Genomic DNA, 14866 nt, shown 5'->3' with positions numbered 1-14866 from the left:
CAAGCTACGGGGAAGGGAAACCGATTACTGGTAGATCGGGAACTTCGCAGTGAGCGCGTGAACCTTTTCCTTCACCGCGGCTTCGGTCGCGGCGTTGCCTTCCTCGCCCTTCGAAGAAAGTCCGTCGAGCACTTCGACGATCATTTGCCCGACATCTTTGAACTCGCTCTCTCCGAAGCCGCGCGACGTCGCCGCGGGCGAGCCGAGACGAATGCCAGAGGTGACGAAAGGCTTTTCCGGATCGAAAGGAATGCCGTTCTTATTGCAGGTGATATGCGCCCGGCCGAGCGCAGCTTCGGCCGCTTTGCCGGTGATCTTCTTGGGACGCAGATCGACCAGCATCAGATGATTGTCGGTACCGCCCGAAACGATCGCGAGGCCGGCGTCGACGAGCGTCTGCGCCAGCGTCTGCGCATTGTCCTTGACCTGCTGCTGATAGGTCTTGAACTGCGGGGTCAGCGCCTCTCCGAAAGCCACGGCCTTGCCGGCGATGACGTGCATCAGCGGACCGCCCTGAAGGCCAGGGAACACAGCCGAGTTGATCTTCTTGGCGATGTCCTCGTCGTTCGTCAGCACCATGCCGCCGCGCGGGCCGCGCAGCGTCTTGTGCGTCGTGGTGGTGACCACATGCGCATGCGGAAACGGCGAGGGATGCAGACCCGCGGCGACGAGGCCGGCGAAATGCGCCATGTCGACCATGAAATAGGCGCCGACGCTGTCGGCGATCTGGCGGAAGCCTTCGAAGTCCCAGATGCGGGAATAGCCCGAGCCGCCGGCGATGATCATCTTCGGCTTATGCTCCTTGGCGAGCTCGGCGACCTGCTCCATGTCGATGCGCTGATCCTGCTTGCGCACCGTATAGCTCACCGGCTTGAACCAGCGGCCGGAGACATTGACCGGCGAGCCATGCGTCAGATGGCCGCCGGCGGCGAGGTCGAGGCCCATGAACACGTCGCCCGGCTGCATCAGCGCGAGGAAGACCGACTGATTGGCCTGCGAGCCGGAGTTCGGCTGCACATTAGCGAAGCCGCAGTCGAACAGCTTCTTGGCGCGGTCAATCGCAAGATTTTCGGCGATGTCGACGAACTGGCAGCCGCCGTAATAGCGCTTTCCGGGATAGCCTTCGGCGTATTTGTTGGTGAGAACCGAGCCCTGGGCCTCCAGCACCGCCTTTGAGACAATATTCTCCGACGCGATCAGTTCGATCTCGTGCCTCTGACGGCCGAGTTCGAGTTCGATCGCCTTAGCGATTTCCGGATCGGAAGCGCTGAGGGAGGCGGTGAAGAAACCGGGTTGGCTCATGGGAATTGGACCTCTATGCCTAACGGCGCTGAACGAAAGCAAAAACCGGCTCCCGGATTAATCGGCGAAGCCGGTCCTTAGGACGCGCATCGTGAGACGGGTCGCTTATCACGGCGAAGCGGCGACGGGAAGAGCGGCCGCGGTCGCGGCCCGAGGCGGCCTAAAGCGCCAAAATGACGCATGTTGCGCCCGCATCAATTGAGACGCCATAATTTCGCTTCAAACAGCCGTTTGAATTTCAATCAGTCGTTTTAAATGGAGGTTTGCCATGGGCGACCATTTGGAAGCGAAATTCGCCGCGGTTAGCGCTAGGTCACGCCGGCTTCTCGTCGACGCCGCGGTCTGCTTTGTCGCGACCTGGCTCGTCGCCTTCCTGCCTGCACAGTGGAAGAACGCAGACGTTCTGAACGAGATCGTTTTCACAACCGACCCTGTGAGCGGCAAGATCATCGACCGGATCGAGACGGCGGACACTGAACGCGCGTCGGCGGGGCGCAAAAGCGGTGCGCCGGCGCTCTTCGCGATCTATCCGCAGGAGCGGATCTCTGACTGGTCGAACGAATATGACCCGCCGAATGAGCCGGTCGCCGAGAAGACGGAGGCGAGCTTGATCAAGCCGACGAAGGTCGCCGCCTTGCGCAAGCCGTCTCCGGAAAAGAGAAACCCTGTCGGGTCGCCGCTGGCGCCCCCGACCAACAACGCCGAGCCGGTCGCCGCCCAGACAATGGGCGACAGCGCGGACCAGCCGGACCGGAGTTTGTTGGCCAAGCTCGACCCGACAGGGCTCTCCTCAAAGCTGGCGCCGCTCGGCCTAAAGGCGTGGAATGGCGCAACGTCGCTCACCGGCGCAGTGTCGAGCCTTGTCAACGCATACCGCTTCTGAGGACGCGAATTGAGCAATCTTGATCAGGTCCGCGTCGCTTCTCGCTCGACGGAAGTGACGCGGGCGGCTCTTATCAAAGCCGCGACCGCGGTTTTCGCGGAATATGGATATGATGGCGGCTCGGTCCGGCTGATCACTCAAAAGGCGATGGCCAACCAGGCCGCCGTCAACTACCACTTTGGCGGCAAGGACGGGCTCTATCGCGAAGTGCTGCTCGCCGCTACGCGGGCCTTCGAAGAGAATGCGTTCTTGGACGCAGAAGAACTTGACGCGCTGTCGCCGGAAGGCGCGCTTCGACGCTATCTGCATCAATTCCTTCTGCCGCTCGTCAAACGCGATCGCGTCTGCCGCTATCTGCGCATCTTCGCCTGGGAAAGCGTTAAGCCAAGCGAGACATTCAGCGCCTTCATCGCTCAGTCGCCGCCACGAATTTTCCGCCTGGCGGAACGCGTCGTGCGGCGTTTCCTGCCGCAGGAATCCTCGTCGGAGACCGTCACTTTCGCGATGCTGTGGCTTGCCCAACAGCCGATGTTTTTCGTGCGGGAAGCGGAACGGTTGGCGAAGCCGCCTTTCTCGCTCAAATTCGACGACGACGCCCTTGAGCGTCTCGTCGACACGCTCACGGGCTTAAGCCTTCGCGGACTTGCCGGGTTCTGACTGCAGAACATTGTCGCCCACGTGTGACGCGCCTTAGGAACGAACATGGGCTTTCTGCTGCACAGCAATTATCTTTCCGCAGTTCTGACCGAAGCCCAAAAGGCCCTGGATCTCACTGAAAATATTATCATCGTCGCCGTGACCGTGGCGCTCGTCGCGGCGTTTGTGGCGCTGATTAAAGGCGCTTGAAATCGCTAAGCCGCCCGCTTCTGATAATCCTTCACATCGGAAAATTTGATCGCCGGATTGCGCTCGGCGTCGTAGTTGAGCTGGAAAGCCGACGTGCTCATGAAAACCGGCGCGCCGTCGAGATCGTCGGCGATGCTGGAGCCGTTCGCATCGATGAAGCTCTTCAGCTTGGTCGACTCGTCGGACGCGATCCAGCGGCAAATGGCGAAGCGCGGCTGCTCGTAGCGCGTCTGCAATCCATATTCCGCTTCAAGACGCGTCGCGAGCACATCGAGTTGCAACGCGCCGACGACGCCGACGATCGGGCCCGAGCCGTCATGCGGCGTAAACACCTGCACGACGCCCTCTTCCGCAAGCTGCTGCAAGGCTTCGCGCAGCTTCTTCGCCTTCATCGCGTCGCCAATGAGAATTCGCCGCAGAATTTCAGGCGCGAAGCTCGGCACGCCGCGAAAGACGATTTCCTCGCCTTCGGTCAGCGTATCGCCGATGCGCAGCTGTCCGTGATTGGGCAAGCCGACGACGTCGCCGGCATAGGCTTCGTCGGCGATCGAGCGGTCGCGCGCAAAGAAGAATTGCGGCGCATTGATCGGGATGTTTTTGCCCGTGCGAATAAGCTTCGCCTTCATGCCGCGCGTGAGCCTGCCCGAGCAGACGCGCATGAAAGCGATGCGGTCGCGATGGTTCGGGTCCATATTCGCCTGGATCTTGAAGACGAAGCCCGTCATCTTCGGCTCCTTCGCCTCGACCAAACGCTTGTCGGCCTCCTGCGCGCGCGGGCTCGGCGCATATTCGGCCATCGCGTCGATCAGATCGCGAACGCCAAAGTTGCGCAAGGCGCTGCCAAAGAAGACCGGCGTCAGATGGCCCTCGCGAAAGGCTGAAAGATCGAAGGGCTTGTTGCCCTCTTCGGCGAGCATCGCCTCCTCGCGCCATTCGTCCGCGCCGCCCGGCAAAAGCGTATCGAACAAAGGATCGTCGAGCCCGCTCGTTTGCATGAGTTCAGCGTCCTCGTCGATCCGCCGCACGGTCTTCGTGGCGAACCGATAGGTGCCCGCGAAGCTTTTTCCTGAGCCGATGGGCCAAGTGATTGGCGTCGCGTCGAGCGCGAGAGTCTTTTCGATTTCGTCAAGGAGATCGAAAGGATCGCGCGCTTCGCGGTCGAGCTTGTTGATGAAAGTGACGATCGGAATGTCGCGCAGGCGGCAGACTTCGAAGAGCTTGCGCGTGCGCGCCTCGATGCCTTTCGCGGCGTCAATCACCATCACCGCCGCGTCGACGGCTGAGAGCGTGCGATAGGTGTCTTCCGAAAAATCCTCATGGCCCGGCGTATCCAAGAGATTGAAGACGCAGCCGCCATATTCAAAGGTCATCACCGAGGTGACGACGGAGATTCCGCGCTCACGCTCGATGCTCATCCAGTCGGAGCGGGTCTGCTGGGCGTTGCGCTTGGCCTTCACGGCGCCGGCGAGCTGGATCGCGCCGCCAAAGAGCAGCAGCTTCTCGGTGAGAGTCGTCTTGCCGGCGTCGGGATGCGAGATGATCGCGAAAGTGCGCCGCCGCGAGACGGGGTCGGTGGTGGGGGCGGTCAAGGGGTGCTCGGGTCAGGAAGAAATCCGCCGTCCGACTTACCGACAAGGGCCGCCGCCTGCAATCCCGCCCTTCTTACAAGAGCCGTCATGGCCGGGCTTGTCCCGACCATCCACGACGAACATTGCGTAGCTTGGCCGCGTGGATGCCCGCGACAAGCGCGGGCATGACAAATACCTTTATTGACCTCACGCAAAATCCCCCGCCAGCGCCGCCCGCGTCGCCTCCGACAACACGGCCATATGGCTGTAGTTCGGATGCGAAAGGCCGAGGATCACCCGCGCGTTCGGCTCCTTGAACGCGGCGATCTGCGCGTCGGTAAAGAGGAAGTGCACGAATTGCACGCTGCTCGCCTTGCCCTCGGCCGTGGTGCGGTCCTGGTCTTCTTCGGCCTTGCCCGAGACGCGCGCGCCGCCGACTTCGATGAAGGCCATTTCCTCGATGCCGCCGAGTTGCGCCAATACGCGCGCGCGGCGCAATGCGTCGTCGATCTCGATCATAAAGGTCGCGACGAGTTCGTTACCCTTAGGGATAAGCGGATTATAGGCGGCGAGCTCGTCGGCGAGCTGCGCCTCGCCGCCTCTCTCGATATGCAGCATCTCTTGCACCTGCAGCCACATCGTGTCGAAATTCTCGAAGTAAAAAGTAACGTAAGGTCCGACTTCGACCCGGCGATGCCGTTTGAGCGCCGTGATGCGCTTGCGATGCTCGCTGCGCGCTTTGGCGTATTCCGCCCAGGGCAGGATATCGGCGTGCGTGAGTTCGTGACGGCTCATCTTCTTGGTGCTCCATCAACCTAAGCCCTCATGCTGAGGAGGCTCCATAGGAGCCGTCTCGAAGCACGAGGGCGAGGCATCCTACGCAAATTTTTCCTCGTCCTTCGAGACGCGAGCTTCGCTCGCTCCTCAGGATGAGGAAAAACCTGACGTTTACGCGCCTGTGATTCCGTAAGCTCTGGCCATCAGCACGATCGGATGGCCGATGCGTTCTGGCTTTGGCGTTTCGCCGCCGAGCGTTTCGATCTCCTGTTCGACGTGCAGTCCGGCGAGCGGGCATTCCGAGACGATATGCCTCTTGCCGGCGCTCTGCATCTGCCGCGCGGCGGGCTTGCCCACCTTCATCGCCGTTTCGAAATTGCCCTTCTTGTAACCCCAGGCGCCGCCATGGCCCGAGCAGCGCTCGACCACCGAGACGTCAGCCTCCGGGATCAGCGCAAGAAGCTCGGCGCCCTTCTGGCCGATATTCTGAGCGCGCGAGTGACAGGACACATGGAAGGCGACGCCGCCGTCGAGACAAGACATGCCTTCCGCCAGCCCCTCTTTACGCGCGATGTCGACGACATATTCGGAGAGGTCAAATGTCGCTTCGGCCAAACGCTTGACGCTTTCGTCCTCCGGCAGAATGAGCGGCCATTCGAACTTTAACATCAGCGCGCAGGACGGAACGGGCGCGACGATGTCATAGCCTTCGTCGATGTAAGGCGCGAAGGCCGCCGCGACCTTACGCGCCGCCTCGGCCACCTCTTCAATCATGCCCTGTTCGAGCTTCGGCATCCCGCAGCACGCCGGATGCACGACTTTTGTTTCGACGCCGTTCTTTGCGAGCACGGCGAGCGCCGACATGCCAATCGACGTATCGTTATAGTCGCCATAGCAGGTGGCGTAGAGCACGGCCTTGCGGGCTTTCGCCGGCGCCGAATCGTCGCGCGCCGGCGGATTTGCGGCGGCCTGCGCTTCAAGCGTTTTGCTGGCGTATTTCGGCAATTCCGCGTTGCGATCTATGCCCGCGATTTTCTCTTCGAGGCCGCGCATTGTCTTGTTGTCGCGGCGCGTCGCCCAATTGGCGGCGCCTGAGATCAGCGTCGCCCATTTGCCGTTGCGGTCAGTGTCCGCTAGCGCGCGATCGGCGGCGGGCACGCCCTTCTTCTTCGCTTCGGCGGCGCGGTAGCGCAGAATCAGATGCGGAAAATCGATGTTGAATTCATGCGGCGGCACATAGGGGCACTTCGTCATGAAGCACATGTCGCAAAGCGTGCAGGCGTCTACGACTTTCTTGAAATCCGCGCTCGCGACCGTATCAAGCTCGCCGCTTTTCGACTCGTCGATCAGATCGAAGAGCCGCGGGAAGGAGTCGCACAGATTGAAACAGCGCCGGCAGGTGTGACAGATGTCGAAGACACGGCGCATTTCGGCGTCGAGCTTCGCCTCGTCATAAAAATCCGCGCTCTTCCAATCCAGCGGATGCCGGATCGGGGCCTCCAGACTGCCTTCTCTCATCTTTGTTGTTCCAAAACACAACGGTCGTCATGGCTGGGCAAAGCCGTCAAAGACGGCGTCGCTTCGCTCGCCTATGTCCCGGCCATCCACGCCGCGACGCCGCGGAGCGGTCGCCGCATTGCAGAGACGCCGCAGCAACCACGCCGCTGGCGCTCGACAAGTCGCTCAGCTTTCCGCGGTCCCATTGCGTGGATGGCCGGGACAAGCCCGGCCATGACGCGAAGGGAACTCCTTTTCGGGTAGTCGCTCTATCCCTACTTCAGCTCGTCGAGCGCGCGCTGGAACCGGCCAGCGTGCGAACGCTCGGCCTTGGCGAGCGTCTCGAACCAATCGGCGATCTCCTCGAAGCCTTCTTCGCGGGCCGAACGCGCCATGCCAGGATACATGTCCGTATATTCGTGGGTCTCGCCGGCGACGGCCGCCTTGAGATTGTCGGCGGTCTTGCCGATCGGCAGGCCGGTCGCGGGGTCGCCGACGGTTTCAAGAAACTCCAAATGACCATGGGCGTGACCCGTCTCGCCTTCGGCGGTGGAGCGGAACACGGCGGCGACGTCATTGTAGCCTTCGACGTCAGCCTTTTGAGCGAAATAGAGATAGCGGCGATTCGCTTGCGATTCGCCGGCGAAAGCGGCCTTCAAATTTTCTTCGGTCTTGCTGCCCTTGAGCATAGCCATTTCTTGCCTCCGATATTTCGAGTCGGCGGCCTTAGCCCCCGATACACGAATTAGAATAATTCAAAACTAGCTTCTGTCCAACCCCAAATCGGCCACGACGCCGCGCGAATTAGCCGCAGGCGCTGTAAGACTCACCGCCTGGAGCGAAGCTATTTGAAGGCCACCGCCATCGAATTCGGCCCGTTCAGCGGCTCGACGCGCGTGCTGGAAAAGCCGGCGTCTTTCATCCAGCCTTCACAGTCGGAGCCGGTGAAGTCGAAGCCGCCGTCGGTTTCGATCAGCATATTGAGACTCATGAGCAGACCGAAGGCGTTCTCCCGACGATCATTGTCGATCATGGCCTCGTAAACGATGAGCGCGCCGCCCTCTGAAAGCGCGTCATGGGCTTTCCTCAATAGCATGCGCTTCTGCCCAAGATCCCAGTCGTGAAGAATATGGCCCATGATGATGACGTCGGTCTTCGGCAGTTCATCCTTGAAAAAGTCGCCGGGATGGAAACGCACGCGGTCGGCGAGTTCGTTCGCGGCGACAAAGTCCTCGAATATCGGTCCAACTTGCGGCAGATCGAAACCTACGCCCGTAAGATGCGTATGCTCGCGCGCGATGGTGACCGGGACCATGCCCTGCGCGGCGCCGACATCGACAAATGTCTTGTAGTCCCGCCAGGGAAATTTATCGGCGATCGCTTGCGCCGCGCCAGCGCTGACGCCGCTCATCGCCGCCAGGAAGCCACGCAGACGTTTTGGATCAGCGTAAAGCGCCGCGAAGAGATCGCTCGCCTCCTGATTCTCGCTTTGGCGTCGGCCGGTTCTCAGCGCCTCCGTCAAATTTCCCCAGCTTGAATAGAGACGCGCATTGGCCATCTCAAACAGTCCGCCGACATAGCTTGGCCGAGTGCGCACCAGGAAAAATTCCGTCTCGGGCGAATTGGCGTAACGCCCATTGGCGTCGCGATCCAAGACTTTCATCGCCACCAGCGCATCGAAAAAGTCGCGCGCGGAGCGTTCGTGCAGGCCCAGTTTCGCCGTTAGCGTCGCAAGGTCGGCTGGACTGTCGGCGAGAGCGTCGAAAACGCCGAGCTCCACCGCCGAGAGCAGCGTCTTGGCGTTCCAGAAAGACATGCCGAGGGCGAGAAGTTTTTCAGGAGAAGGCTTTGCCGTCATAATGCTTTCCTTGAGCATGTGAGCCATCCAGCTCATGCGTCGAGGCCTTTAATCACATGGCGGACCGATACGATAGTTTCGCGACGCTTGCAGCGAATGAAATCGAAGGCGTCGATTATCGCATTCGTGTCGACGAACGCGCCTCGCCCTTCGCAGTCATAGCGCCGCATGGTGGGCTGATCGAGCGACAGGCTCGCGAGCGCCGGTTTTAAGGCGAAGTCGGTCGGTGAAGGCCATCGCCTCGCGGGACGCGATCCGGCCAATATTTGCAACAGATGCCGCTCAGGCGCCGGCGTTCAACTCGAACTGCCGATGACGCTCAGAGTCGCTCTCGTTAATGAAGCGGGTCGCCGCGCCGCCCTTGCGGCGTCGGTGCGTGACGCGCTTGAGCGCGGATAGTCGGCAACGCGGACTCAATCCTTGCGCGGTCACGCGTAAGGATTATCGCCGGCCTTTTTCGAGATCCTGATCGGCACGCCGGGAAGATCGAATGTCTTGCGCAGCCCGTTGATCAAGAAGCGCTCATAACTCGCCGGCAATTCGTCGAGCTGATTGCCGAAGAGCACAAAATGCGGTGGGCGCGACTTCGCCTGCGTGATGTAGCGGATCTTGATGCGCCGTCCTGAAACCGCTGGCGGCGGCGTTTCCTCGACTTGCGACAAAAGCCATCGATTGAGCCGCGCCGTTGCGATCCGCTTATTCCATGTCTCATGGACCGCAACGATCGCTTGCATGAGCTTGTCGAGCCCCTGCCCCGTCGCGCCGGAGACCGGAACAACCGGACAGCCGCGCAACTGGGGCAACAGGCGCTCGGCGTCTTCGCGTAACGTCGTGAGCACGGCGCCGCGGTCCTCGATCAGGTCCCATTTGCCGAGCGCGATGACGACGGCGCGCCCTTCGCGGGCCGCGAGGTCGGCGATCGAGAGATCCTGCTTCTCGAAGGGAATCGTCGAATCAATGAGCAGCACGACGACTTCCGAGAACCGCACGGCGCGCAGCGCGTCTGCGGCGGAAAGCTTTTCCAGCTTGTCGACAACGCGCGCACGCTTGCGCAGACCGGCGGTGTCGAAAAGCTTCATCTTCCGGTCGCGCCAAACGAAATCGACAGAAATCGAATCGCGCGTAATCCCCGCTTCGGGTCCAGTCAGCAGCCGCTCTTCGCCGAGTATGCGGTTGATCAGCGTCGATTTCCCGGCATTGGGCCGACCGACGACCGCGATCCGCAACGGCTTCGTCACATCGAGGTCGCTGCCATCCTCCTCATCGCTCCGCAGATTCTCTTCAATGAGACATTCTTCTTCCTCAGGCTCGGCGGTCTCTTCGGGCAGAGCCTCGCGCAGCGCGTCATAGAGTTCGCCCATGCCCTCGCCATGTTCAGCGGAAAGCGGCACGGGATCGCCGAGGCCGAGCGAAAAGGCGTCATAGGCGCCCGCTTCGCCCGCCTTTCCCTCAGCCTTGTTGGCGACGAGGATGACAGGCTTGCCGGCGCGTCGAACCAGATCAGCGAAATATTTGTCGTCAGGCGTGACGCCGGCGCGCGCGTCAATGAGGAAGAGAATGGCGTCGGCGGCGAGAATTGCGCTCTCGGTTTGAGCGCGCATTCGCCCTTCCAGCGTCGCGCTCGGGCCTTCCTCGAGTCCCGCCGTGTCGATGATAGTGAAGCGCAAATCGGCGAGCCTGGCGTCGCCCTCGCGACGGTCGCGGGTGACACCCGGACGATCGTCGACAAGCGCCAGCTTTTTACCTGTCAGGCGATTGAACAGCGTCGATTTGCCGACATTCGGACGGCCGATGATCGCGAGCGAAAAGGACATGACTCGTTTCTCGCCGCGCTTGCGCGCGACCACGCGCGTTACTTCGACGGCTTCACCTCGAAGGGCGCGTCGCTGGATGACGCTCCTTCCTCAGGCTCGATCACCGGCGTGACAGAGACATTGCCGCTCGTTGCGCCGCTTCCCGCAGGCGCCGCTGCGGCCGGTTTTGGTCCGCGCTTGGCGTGAAGCAGTCCGCGATAGGCGGCGGCGCGCTGACGCATGGACTGCGGGGCGTCGCGATCGCTGAGCAGAATGTTAAAGACTCGCTCGGCCTCGTCGAAATCGTCATTGGCGAGCGCGTCAAGGCCATTCCATTCCTGCGCCGAGAAGCGGAACGCATCGTTCGACGTCATCATCGGCCCGAGCGCGCGCTCCATTTTCTGTCGATCGCCGCTCTCGAGAATGATCAGGGCCGCGCGCAGCAGCGCCACTTCCTGATTGAGCTTGTCGACGTTCTTGTCCTCGGCGATCGCGTTCAGTTCCTCAAGCGCGCGCGCCTTGTCCTCGCGCAACTCCGCGGCGCGAATGCGGGCGAGCGTCTGGTAGCCCTTTGGAGCATCCTTGACGAGAGCGTCGAATACGGCTGCCGCCTCCTTTGTCTTGCCTTCATTGGCGAGCGCGACCGCCGCTTCGAACCTGGCGTTGGCGGCTTCCGCCACCTTCTGGCGGTTGGTCTGGTAATAACTCCATGCGCCGGTCGCGGCGACGACCAGAACGGCGAGGATCAGGATCGGCGTCTGATAGCGCCGCCAAAGCTCCGCTGCTTTGTCGCGCCGGACGTCTTCGTCGACCTCATGGAAAATATCGGACATCTGCTCCAGACCCTTGACTCCGCCCGGAAAAAGCCGAGCTGGCCGCAGCCGTTAGCACAGGCGGCGGCTAAATGCGAGCGAAGCCGGTCAATGCGCTTCCTTGGCCGCTGTCACCCGCCATACGACGCCGCCGACGTCATCGGCGACGAGCAGACCGCCGCGCTTGTCGATGATGACGCCGACGGGCCTCCCCTGCGCTTCACCACGTTCGTTCAGAAAGCCGGTCAGCACCTCTTTCGGCCCGCCGACGGGAACGCCGTTTTCAAACTTCACAAAGATCACGCGGTATCCGGCCTTCGGACTGCGGTTCCAAGAGCCATGCTGGCCAATGATCGCGCCGTTCTGAAAGGGACCGAGGTCGGCGTCGCCGACGAATGTAAATCCGAGGGAGCCCGTGTGAGAGCCGAGCGCATAATCCGGCCGGATCGCCTCTTTGACCAGTTCAGGATTCTGCGGCTGCACGCGCTCGTCCACATGCTGACCATAGTAGCTGTATGGCCAGCCATAAAACGCGCCCTCGCGCACCTTCGTCATGTAATCGGGCGGCAGACTGTCGCCGAGTTCGTCGCGTTCATTTACCGAGGCCCAGAGGTCTCCTGTCGCCGGATTCCAGTCCATCCCGACCGGATTGCGCAGACCAGAGGCGAACGCGCGCATGTCTCCTGTCACCGGATTGATTTCCAAGATGTCGGCGCGGTTATGCTCCTCGTCCATCCCATTCTCGGCGACATTGGAGTTGGACCCCACGCCCACGTAAAGGCGCGAGCCTACAGGGTCGGCGACGAGGCTCTTGGTCCAGTGCCAATTTCGTCCTGACGGCAGTTCAACGACCTTTTCCGGCGGCGCTTCGATGCGCGTGTCGCCTTCCTTATACGGAAAACGCATGAGCGAATCGGCGTTGGCGACGTAAAGTTGATTGCCAACGAGCGCCATGCCGAAGGGCGAATAGAGGTTTTCCAGAAAAGCTTCCTTCGTCTCGGCGACGCCGTCGCCGTCGGCGTCGCGCAGGATCGTGATGCGGTTTGCGCTGGGGTGATCGGCGCCGGCTTGGCGCATATAGAGGCCCATAAAGAAGCCGCGAACGCCGCCGCCGCCGCCTTCGTTTTCGGACTTGGGCGGCGCATCGGTTTCGGCGACAAGAATGTCGCCGTTCGGCAATTCATACAGCCAGCGCGGATGATCGAACCCCGTCGCAAAGGCTTCGACGCGTAAACCCTCCGCCGGCGTGGGCTTGCCAGCGCCCGACCAGCCCACCGCGCGCGCGATGTTGACGTAAGGAAAGGCGCCGGTCGGGTGCGGCTCGGGCAGCGTCGGATTAGGTCCATAGCCGGCGCTCTCTGGCAGTTCCGGGCCGCGATCGCAGGCGGCGAGCGCAATTGCGGCCAAAGCAAAAACGATTTTCCAGATAGTATTCGCCGCCATTGCGGGTCTCCCGAACGTCCCGGCGATCCTCTAACAATCGACAGCCGGCGACGAAGATAAATATGTTGGCGATGACGCCAAGATGGCGCGGTAGGGTCAGTTCTCAAGCCCTCGAGATATTAGGCTGGAAAGCATATGAGTGGAAAGACGGAACGCATCTATGTCGGGGTGGGCGGGTGGAATTACGCGCCCTGGCGCGACTCCTTTTATCCCGCCGGCCTGGCGCATAAGCGCGAACTCGAATATGCGAGCCGCAAGCTCACCTCGATCGAAATCAACGCAACCTATTACCGCACGCAAAGCGCGACGAGCTTCGCCAAATGGCGCGACGAAACGCCAGAGGATTTCATTTTCAGCGTTAAGGCGCCGCGCTTCGCGGTGATGCGCAAAACGCCGAAGGAGGCCGGCGAGTCGATCGAGCGCTTCTTCGCAAGCGGCGTGATGGAGCTTGGAGATAAACTCGGACCCATCTTGTGGCAATTTCTGCCCACGAAGAAATTCGACCCGGAATTTTTCGACGCTTTTGTCTCGCTGCTGCCGAAGAAGATCGGGAGCCATGCGCTAATGCACGCCATTGAAGTGCGACATGACAGCTTCAAGACGACTGAGTTCGTCGCGCTGGCGCGCCAACATGGCGTCGCCATCGTCATCGCGGCGGATTCGAAATATCCGCTCATCGCCGATCTGACGGCACCTTTCGTATATACGCGCATTATGGGAACGCGTTCCGACGCGCCGCTTGGCTATGATGGTAAAGCGCTCGACGACTGGGCGCAGCGTGCGCGACAATGGGCGAGCGGCGCAGCGCCGAGCGGGCTCGACTATGTTGCGGGAACACAACCGAAGGCGGCGACGCCCCGAGACGTCTTTGTCTATGTCATCAGCGGCGCGAAGGAGCGCAATCCGGCCGCCGCCGTGGCGCTGATCGAACGAATTTCGCCTTAGAGTTTGATGTCCGCCCATACAGCCGCGTGATCGGAGGCGGCGTCCTCCTTGCGGGCGACTTCCGGATAGGCCTCCCAGCGCTTGGCGCGCGCGCCAGGCCACATGCCCTTTCGAAACACCCCGCCGCCCGTGACCTTGTCGAACAGCGCCGGCGAAAGCAGGATGAAATCGATCTTATTATTAGCGGCGCAATTGCCGTAAGTGCCCGGGAAACCACCGTCCTCAAATTTCGGATGGAGGAAAATGTCCTTTAAATTCGTCCCTTCGATGAGAGGACGCAGGGATTCGCTGTCGGACGTGTCGTTGAAGTCGCCCATGACGGCGATGTTCTTGATCCCCATCGCGATGCGTTCGTCGTAGATCTCCGCCACCCGCTTCGCCTGAGCGTGACGCTTGGCGTTGGATGATTGCTGCGAACCGAAGCCCTTGCTCTTAAAGTGATTGAGCATCAGCAGAATGCGCGCGCCGGAAGGCGCCGTCACCTCGAACTCGGCGCAATCTCGCGAAAAGATCGGGTCTCGCTCGGTCAACATATCGTCGACGTGACTGCGTAGCACGCCGATCGGAAACTCTTGCCGCGTCAAGAGGCCAACATCGATGCCGCGCGCATCGTTTCCATCGATCACCATCGCGTGACGGAATATCTCACCTCCAGGAGCAGCGATAACGTTGGCGTTGAAATCTCGCAGGACCGGCCGGCTCTCGACTTCGATGACTCCGAGAACATCGGCCTCGATGTCTCTCATCACGCGCGCCGTATTTCTCATCGCCTGTTCATCTATCGGCTCGTCGCGCAATTCTAGTGAGCCAACCCAATCGGCGCGTCCCTCGGCGATAATCTCGACGCCGCCCGATTTGGGCCGCTTGACCAACCCGCCTCTGTTGCGCCGCAGGATGACGAAATCGCCGGTGTCTGATTTCTCTAAATCAAGCTCCATTATGAGCTTCGCCATGCGCTTTTTGTCTGCCGAGCTGTAAGAAGGCTGCGCCAGCAGCGCGTTCAGCTCCGCGAAACGTTCGAGAATCGGTTTGCCATCCGCAGCGTCCTTGAGATTCATTGCGCGTGCGCGATCGAAAAGATTCTCGACGTTGAAGGATGCCAGCCTCATGAAATTACCTCAAAGCAAAAAGTAAGAGAACCG

The 14866-nt window shown here is 61.1% G+C and carries 15 protein-coding genes; 5 read left to right on the top strand and 10 right to left on the bottom strand.

What is annotated here, in order from left to right:
* Positions 1 to 24 precede the first annotated feature (24 nt).
* On the bottom strand, positions 25 to 1302 hold the full coding sequence (glyA, locus tag FEV16_RS03890; protein WP_138166247.1) for a serine hydroxymethyltransferase: 1278 nt from the start codon (positions 1300 to 1302) through the stop codon (positions 25 to 27).
* 268 nt (positions 1303 to 1570) lie between these two features.
* Between glyA and FEV16_RS03885 the strand changes: the two genes are divergently transcribed.
* From FEV16_RS03885 to FEV16_RS16790, 3 genes are read left to right on the top strand one after another with little or no spacing between them, the layout of a single operon-like run.
* Positions 1571 to 2185, top strand: coding sequence for a hypothetical protein (locus FEV16_RS03885; RefSeq protein WP_138166246.1), 615 nt, complete (start codon positions 1571 to 1573; stop codon positions 2183 to 2185).
* A 9-nt stretch (positions 2186 to 2194) separates the two neighbouring features.
* Entirely contained in the window at positions 2195 to 2842 is a 648-nt protein-coding gene (locus FEV16_RS03880; RefSeq protein WP_138166245.1) for a TetR/AcrR family transcriptional regulator, read from the top strand.
* 45 nt (positions 2843 to 2887) lie between these two features.
* Positions 2888 to 3031, top strand: coding sequence for a hypothetical protein (locus tag FEV16_RS16790; protein ID WP_171015122.1), 144 nt, complete (start codon positions 2888 to 2890; stop codon positions 3029 to 3031).
* Positions 3032 to 3036: 5 nt separating this feature from the next.
* Here FEV16_RS16790 and FEV16_RS03875 read toward each other — a convergent pair whose 3' ends face one another.
* From FEV16_RS03875 to FEV16_RS03855, 5 genes are all read right to left on the bottom strand, one after another.
* The gene (locus tag FEV16_RS03875) at positions 3037 to 4620 is read right to left on the bottom strand and encodes a peptide chain release factor 3 (RefSeq protein WP_138166244.1); all 1584 of its coding nucleotides are present in this window, start codon (positions 4618 to 4620) and stop codon (positions 3037 to 3039) included.
* A 186-nt stretch (positions 4621 to 4806) separates the two neighbouring features.
* Positions 4807 to 5394, bottom strand: a complete 588-nt coding sequence (locus FEV16_RS03870; protein WP_138166243.1) for a DUF3501 family protein — start codon at positions 5392 to 5394, stop codon at positions 4807 to 4809.
* Between the two features lie 153 nt (positions 5395 to 5547).
* Positions 5548 to 6894, bottom strand: coding sequence for a heterodisulfide reductase-related iron-sulfur binding cluster (locus tag FEV16_RS03865; RefSeq protein ID WP_138166242.1), 1347 nt, complete (start codon positions 6892 to 6894; stop codon positions 5548 to 5550).
* Between the two features lie 254 nt (positions 6895 to 7148).
* The gene (locus tag FEV16_RS03860) at positions 7149 to 7568 is read right to left on the bottom strand and encodes a rubrerythrin family protein (RefSeq protein ID WP_138166241.1); all 420 of its coding nucleotides are present in this window, start codon (positions 7566 to 7568) and stop codon (positions 7149 to 7151) included.
* Positions 7569 to 7717: 149 nt separating this feature from the next.
* The gene (locus tag FEV16_RS03855; RefSeq protein WP_138166240.1) at positions 7718 to 8731 is read right to left on the bottom strand and encodes a methyltransferase; all 1014 of its coding nucleotides are present in this window, start codon (positions 8729 to 8731) and stop codon (positions 7718 to 7720) included.
* A 56-nt stretch (positions 8732 to 8787) separates the two neighbouring features.
* Here FEV16_RS03855 and FEV16_RS17135 point away from each other — a divergent pair, with 56 nt between their 5' ends.
* Entirely contained in the window at positions 8788 to 8943 is a 156-nt protein-coding gene (locus FEV16_RS17135; protein WP_246657154.1) for a poly-gamma-glutamate hydrolase family protein, read from the top strand.
* 216 nt (positions 8944 to 9159) lie between these two features.
* On the opposite strand, the gene der is transcribed toward FEV16_RS17135, so the two are convergent.
* From der to FEV16_RS03835, 3 genes are all read right to left on the bottom strand, one after another.
* A complete protein-coding gene (gene der, locus FEV16_RS03845; RefSeq protein ID WP_138166239.1) occupies positions 9160 to 10545 on the bottom strand; it encodes a ribosome biogenesis GTPase Der in 1386 nt (461 codons plus the stop codon).
* Positions 10546 to 10583: 38 nt separating this feature from the next.
* Entirely contained in the window at positions 10584 to 11357 is a 774-nt protein-coding gene (locus tag FEV16_RS03840; protein ID WP_138166238.1) for a tetratricopeptide repeat protein, read from the bottom strand.
* Positions 11358 to 11444: 87 nt separating this feature from the next.
* Positions 11445 to 12779 (bottom strand): sorbosone dehydrogenase family protein, encoded by a 1335-nt coding sequence (locus FEV16_RS03835; protein ID WP_138166237.1) that lies wholly within the window; start codon positions 12777 to 12779, stop codon positions 11445 to 11447.
* Positions 12780 to 12914: 135 nt separating this feature from the next.
* Here FEV16_RS03835 and FEV16_RS03830 point away from each other — a divergent pair, with 135 nt between their 5' ends.
* The gene (locus tag FEV16_RS03830) at positions 12915 to 13724 is read left to right on the top strand and encodes a DUF72 domain-containing protein (protein WP_138166236.1); all 810 of its coding nucleotides are present in this window, start codon (positions 12915 to 12917) and stop codon (positions 13722 to 13724) included.
* On the opposite strand, the gene FEV16_RS03825 is transcribed toward FEV16_RS03830, so the two are convergent.
* Positions 13721 to 14833, bottom strand: coding sequence for an endonuclease/exonuclease/phosphatase family protein (locus tag FEV16_RS03825; protein ID WP_138166235.1), 1113 nt, complete (start codon positions 14831 to 14833; stop codon positions 13721 to 13723). The genes FEV16_RS03830 and FEV16_RS03825 overlap by 4 nt on opposite strands.
* Positions 14834 to 14866 lie beyond the last annotated feature (33 nt).

It is taken from the genome of Methylocystis sp. B8, assembly GCF_005771425.1.
Taxonomy (GTDB): Bacteria; Pseudomonadota; Alphaproteobacteria; order Rhizobiales; family Beijerinckiaceae; genus Methylocystis.
The sequence above is the reverse complement of the archived record's forward strand: the minus strand, read 5'-3'. Positions and strand labels throughout refer to the sequence as shown.